Here is a 1,953-nt window from a genome sequence, read left to right on the forward strand (position 1 = left end):
TATATTAATAGTAACGAGTTTAATAATTACTTTCTTCTTAAATTTCATGTTTCACCTCTTTGTTTAATTATAGTATGAAAATAATAAATTGTTACATGAAAAAGATAAAGTGACAAAATAGAAAATAAAGTTTTAAAAATAGATATTTTCAATTTAGCGGATATTAAAGTGACAAAAAAGGGTATTGTAAAGTAAAAAATATTGTTATAATGAGGGTGGAAGAAGCAAAAAGAGTTAAAAACTTTGCACGGCGAAAAGAACCGCCTCAAAGTTTGCAAAACTTATATTGACAAGTTATAAGGGCTTTACTAACAAGGTGCGACTTCCGTATAAAGGGTATTAGAGTTGCGGTCTAATTCCCTTTTTTATTTTTGTAATTTATCGAATAAATAAGGTTTTAACGTTACCTCATCAGGTGCAATATACTTGATATTTATTGCGTTTAAGAAGTCTTGACCAAGATACTCTTTAGCGAGTTCGTAACCAGTGCGATTACCTTGTTTTTCCCGAATAAGACCATTGATGTGAGAGAACATTAAATCGAGGTGATTTTGCGTTAAAAATTCAAAAGAACGACCTTTTGGACCTTTCGGGATGATACGACGAATAAGGCGATGATTTGATTCAATTTCAGCCCGTTGCGTGGAATTATAAGCATCCGCATAGAATACTTTGGAAGTACCTTCACCATTATCGTCTTCGAGAAGAAAGAGCCGATCAAATTCATTACCGCGATCAACAAGAATAACGGGGAACGCTTTTTCATAAAGTGTTGGTCCAAGTTTTTCTCTTAAAGCGTAGAAATGATTATTAACAGGTAACCATCCTTTGTATTCACATAGAAGTCCAAACATAAAGCTTAATGTTGGGAAATGAATGGTGAGAATAGTTTTTTTATCACTTCTTTTACCAATCACCGAATCACTTTGAGCGTAATGGTCACCAAACCCAATAAGACCTTTAAAATCAACATGCATTCGACCAAATAAGGTTCCTAGTGGTCGTGTCGTGTTTACTTTCGCATATTCTTTCTTTGGCGGTTTTTGAGCAACAGTTAATGGTAAATCAATATTACGAACACTTAATTCATTGCGGTTAATAAGATTCCGAATTGTCCGTTGACTAACATTAATTTTATCCTTGTTTGCAGTGTAGACGTGATGAATACTTTGCCCTTTTCTAATGCCAGGAGTAATTATTTCTTCGATATTAAGTAATTCACCTTTAGAAAGCCTAGTGCCACGTCTAGCAACGACTAAACGATCAGAGGCATTATCATTAGCGACATCACCTCTGTAATAGTACTTAATATGCGGACAGCCTTGTTTAAACTTGCACACATTACAAACAAACGGATATTTAGTTAATCGGAGACACAGATTTCGCGGATATTCTAATGCCCGTTTTTGATTAAATTTTGGGTAACGATTATCTTGAATTTCCCGATATATTGATTGCCGAGAGAATCCAAGAAAGTTAGCCATTTCCATTATTGATATTCCTTTACCAATAGCAAACTCAATGTAATGACGTTGACGAATAGTAAAGTGTTTTCGATTTCCTTTATGCTTACGCATGCTTAACCTCCTTCCAATACGGAAATCACACCTAACTTTATTAAAACTAAAAAAACCATTTTTTGCAAAAAATGATTCTTTCAGTTTTTTATCTTGTCAATTTAACCTTTTCTTCTATTATTTACATTTGTTAGATTGAAATTTTATATTAATTGATATATCATAAAATCATAAACCATAGGAGGTACAAAATGGTTAAAGAATTTGGATTACCATGGATTGCTCACTTACTCCTCCAATTTTTCATTGGACCTATTTGGGGAGCAGTTATTCGCTTAGTTCGCGGACGTGTCCTTTGGGCCGTCATTTATCTACTCACTGGCGGATTTTTCGCTATTGGCTGGATTTACGACTTAGTGATGCTTATCATCCACAG

At 33.9% G+C, this 1,953-nt stretch carries 2 protein-coding genes; one reads left to right on the forward strand and one right to left on the reverse strand.

Features of this window, described 5'->3' with window-relative positions:
* Positions 1-365: 365 nt before the first annotated feature.
* Positions 366-1,577: a transposase gene (locus WAO56_RS02895; RefSeq protein ID WP_422146245.1), complete on the reverse strand. Its 1,212-nt coding sequence runs from the start codon at positions 1,575-1,577 to the stop codon at positions 366-368.
* A gap of 191 nt (positions 1,578-1,768) precedes the next feature.
* Between WAO56_RS02895 and WAO56_RS02900 the strand changes: the two genes are divergently transcribed.
* Positions 1,769-1,953, forward strand: a 185-nt coding sequence (locus WAO56_RS02900; protein ID WP_422146246.1) for a hypothetical protein, incomplete at its 3' end; no start/stop codon positions are given.

This window comes from Miniphocaeibacter sp., assembly GCF_049276255.1.
Taxonomy (GTDB): Bacteria; Bacillota; Clostridia; order Tissierellales; family Peptoniphilaceae; genus Miniphocaeibacter.

Bases quoted from the DNA above. Each gene is read 5' to 3' on its own strand.
- WAO56_RS02895 (WP_422146245.1), bottom strand. From the start codon at position 1,577: ATGCGTAAGCATAAAGGAAATCGAAAACACTTTACTATTCGTCAACGT.